Origin of the sequence: Pseudomonas sp. (assembly GCF_037994325.1) — a bacterium.
Lineage (GTDB): Bacteria > Pseudomonadota > Gammaproteobacteria > Pseudomonadales > Pseudomonadaceae > Aquipseudomonas.
Genome location: NZ_JBBNAH010000622.1, coordinates 1 through 3,743 on the forward strand (window position 1 = coordinate 1; position 3,743 = coordinate 3,743).

At 58.4% G+C, this 3,743-nt stretch carries 2 protein-coding genes; both read right to left on the reverse strand.

What is annotated here, in order from left to right:
- Positions 1-157: 157 nt before the first annotated feature.
- Complete coding sequence (locus AAAB16_RS20590; protein ID WP_340665004.1) at positions 158-460, reverse strand: DUF2845 domain-containing protein; 303 nt, start codon at positions 458-460, stop codon at positions 158-160.
- A 101-nt stretch (positions 461-561) separates the two neighbouring features.
- The gene (locus tag AAAB16_RS20595) at positions 562-3,552 is read right to left on the reverse strand and encodes a DUF748 domain-containing protein (protein ID WP_340665005.1); all 2,991 of its coding nucleotides are present in this window, start codon (positions 3,550-3,552) and stop codon (positions 562-564) included.
- Positions 3,553-3,743: the final 191 nt, after the last annotated feature.

Sequence of the window (3,743 nt, forward strand, 5' to 3'; positions counted from 1 at the left end):
GCATTTGGCTTGTACTTCAACGGAGCGGTCACCTTCACTGGCGATTCCATTGGCACAGCGCAACGACGCTTGGCTGTTTGCCGCGAGTAGCAGCAGGGGCAGAGCAAGTAACAGCGACTTTTTCATAGCAAGGACTCCTGTCCTATTTTAAGTGTGGCTAGCCGCCACGTTTGGAATCGACATTGACCAGGCGATCACCCTCAAAACGCAGGAAGTAGAACATGCCGTTACGCGGGCCATAGGTCCATTCCTCAACCTGCACTTCGCTGCGTTCACCGTAATAGCCGTAGATCACTTTGTTACCCAGCATGCTGCGGCTAACGGGTGTGCCGCATTTGCTTTCGACTTCAGCGCCGCTGTCGTCAGCACTGACCAAACCCTTGCCACAGCGCAACGTGCTGGAGGCCAGCGCGGCGCCACTGAGCAGAAGCAAGGCGAGGGTTAACAACGGGGCTTTCAAGGGAAATGTCCGAAGGACGATGGTGGGCGCTAGGCTACACCCGTGTATCAGCGCTGTCACACTGGCCGGCGCTGTTTAACGACGCCGGCCAGGTAATTTTTCTACTCGCTGTCGAGGTTCAATGGCGAGGCGACGCGGCCGTTGTTTTCGGCTTCACCGAGGCTGACATCGACCATGTAAATGCGTTCATCGGCCAAGCCACCTTTACTCACCAGGTAATGCTTGATAGCGGCAGCACGCGCCTGCGCCAACTTACGCAAAAGCACTTCGTTAGCGCTCCAGTGGGCAAGGATATCGCCGCGCAGTTTGGCGGTACGCTCGTCGTCGCTGAGGTCTTTCCACTCTGCTGGCGGCTGTTTTTTCAGGCGGGTGCGGTAAATGCCTTCCAGCATGGGCGCTTGCTCGTCTTCCGGTACTTCCAGCAGGCCGGCTTTGGCCGGCACCTTGTCGCCACGGCGTTGCAGCATTTTGTAGTAGATGTACTGGTACTCGCGGTGCAGACGCTGTTCGGCCAGCAGCGGGCCGTCGGCCTTGGTCGCCGCCAGGCCTTCTACTTCCAGACGCAGCATGGGGCGCTCTTTCAGGGCGGCCGAAAGGGTATTCAAACCACCCTCAGCATCGCCATCGAGCTTGCTGCTGCCCGCGGCGAACTGCACGGTGCTGATGTCCACATCCGAACCGCCGCTGACTAAGCCTGCGATAAATTTGAATGGCGCCGAAGCCGCACGCAGCACCAAGTTGCGCAGGGTCTGCCAGACAATCGGCATCACGCTGAATTGCGGGTTATTCAAGTCGCCCGATACCGGCAGCTCCAACTGGATTTTGCCGTCGGTGTCTTTCAGCAAGGCCACCGCCAGGCGAATCGGCAGATCGACGGCATCCGGGCTGTCGACCTTTTCACCCAGTTGCAGTTTTTCTACCACCAGCTTGTTTTCGGCGGTCAACTGGCCCTTCTCGATGCGGTAATGCAGGTCGAGATTGATCCGCCCTTTGCGAATGCGGTAACCGGCGAATTTGCCCGAGTACGGTGTAAGAGTGGTCAGCTCGACGTGTTTGAAACTGGTGGTCAGGTCCAACGCATCCAGCGGCAGGAAGGGGTTAAGGCTGCCCTCGATACTGACCGGCGCATAGCGGTCGACCTTGCCCTTGATATCCACCTTGGCCGCCTGCGGCTTGCGGTTATCCAGGGTGCCGATCTGGCCGTTGAGCTGTTGAATGGCGGTGCCGAAATTGGGCGTCAGGCTGAAGTCGGCGAAGTTGGCCGAGCCGTCGTTGATCGCCACGCCACCGATATGAATACCCAGCGGTTTGCCCGCCGGTTCTGCCTTGGCCGACGCTTTGGCTTTGGGGTCGGCTGGCTGCTCAATCACCAAGTCGCTGACGTTAGTGCTGCGGTCCTCGTTGATCATAAAGCGCGCATAGGGCTGCATCAGGCTGACTTTCTCAATCGACAGGCTATCGCCGTGCTGATAACTGAGGCCGTCGAGCACTAGCTGTTTCCACTTCACAAAGTCGCGGCTTTTCAGGGTGTCGAGGGTATGCAACTGATCGACCTCGGCACGCCCGGTAATGCTAAAGGCCAGCGGCTCGGTGCTTTTCAGGTCGACGGCCAGGTCACTGCCAAGTAAACCGCTACGCAGCTCCAAGCGAACAAAGGGCTCCAGATAGGACTGCGCTACGCGTAGGTCGATATCCGTGGTGGTGACCTGGAGCTTGGCGGTGACCGGGTTGAGGTTGACCTGGCCGGCTGCCGTGAGCTTGCCCTGTTTACCCAGGCCGGTATCCAGCTTGAGGGTGAAGGGCGAGCCATTGAGGCTGTCGAATTTTTCCAGATCCAGGTTTAGTGGGCCAACATCAATAGCCACGGCATTTTTCGGTACGCGGTCGGCAAGGTGAATACGGTAGCCACGCAGTTGCGTGTCTTCCAGCAACACCTGCCAAGGCTTAGCTGGTTCGGTGGCCTCGGGCGGCACCTGCTGGGCGGCGACGACATCGGGATTGGACGGCGGTGTGGGCACCGGCGCTTCGGTGCCTTCGGGCTGCTCGGTCACCGGTGTTGGTGCTGGTTCGACTTTTTTACTCGCCGGCTTGCTGGCAAACAGCTTTTGCCAATCCAGCTCGCCGTCTTTCTCCCGCGCCGCCCAGGTTTCCAAGTTCTGGCTGCGGATCTTGCCGATGGTCACTAATTGCTTGGCCAGGTCTACCGAGGTCTCGGTCACTTCCAGGCGTTCCAGATTGACCAGGGGGCGGTTATCGGTGGTCTTGATAGCAAAGGGCGCGATAGTCAGCGCGGTATTGCTCAGCAGCAACTGGGTGCCTTTGCTCAGGTCCAGGCTGTAATTGGTACTCAGGCTGTAGGTGCCTTTCTCCAACACCAACGGCACGGCGTCGCGCACGTACGGCCAGAAGCCCTTCATATTGCCGTCGGTGATTTTCAGTTGTCCGCTGGAGGTCACGGGCATCAGGCTGACCTTGCCATTCCAATCGATTTCGCCGCCATACGGGCCCTTGGCGATCAGGGTCATTTCGGCGTTGTCTTCGGGCAAGGTACTGAGGTTTTTCAGGGTCAGGTTGAGCGAGTCATAGACAAACTGCACCGGCTCGCTGGGGCGCAAGTCGGCAAATTGCAGGGCGCCTTCGATCAGCTTTAGGCGGTCCAGACGCAGGGGGAAGGGCTTCGCGTCGGGGTCTTTGACTTCCGGCTCTGTGCTTTCGGGAATTTTGAACAGTTGGGTCAGATTCAGCGTGCCGTCTTTATCGAATTGCACGGCAGTTTGCGATTTTTCCAGCTCAACATCAGCCAGGTGTAGGGCGCCGGTCCACAGGCTATCCAACTGCAGGTTGGCGTATAGGCGTTGGAAGCCGATTTGGTCGACACCCGGTTCACCGATATGCAGGCCCCAGGCGCGCACTTCAAGACTAAAGGGGTTGAGCTCAAAACGCTCAAGCTTGGCTGGCACATTGGCCAAGGCTGTCAGCTGCTGATTAGCGATATGCAGGGCAATGCCCGGCAAAATCAGAAAGCCCAGCAGGCTATATAAACCGAGGGCAATCAGCAGGGCGCCAATGGCGCGTTTCAATCCTTTGGGCATGGTGGTGCTTCATCTTTCCTGACAAGAAGTGGCTTGGAGTATGGCACGCGTCTGAGGTTCGGCACGTGAGGCAGGTTTCGCTTTGTTTTGAGAGAAGGGGCCGTAATCAGGGACGTTGGCCAGTTGCTGGAACGCTGGGTCCCCGCCTACGCGGGGACGACGGTGGGAGTGGTTGATACACCGTCGCTCCC

Coding starts and splice junctions, on each gene's coding strand:
- AAAB16_RS20595 (WP_340665005.1), bottom strand. CDS start 3,552: ATGCCCAAAGGATTGAAACGCGCCATTGGCGCCCTGCTGATTGCCCTC.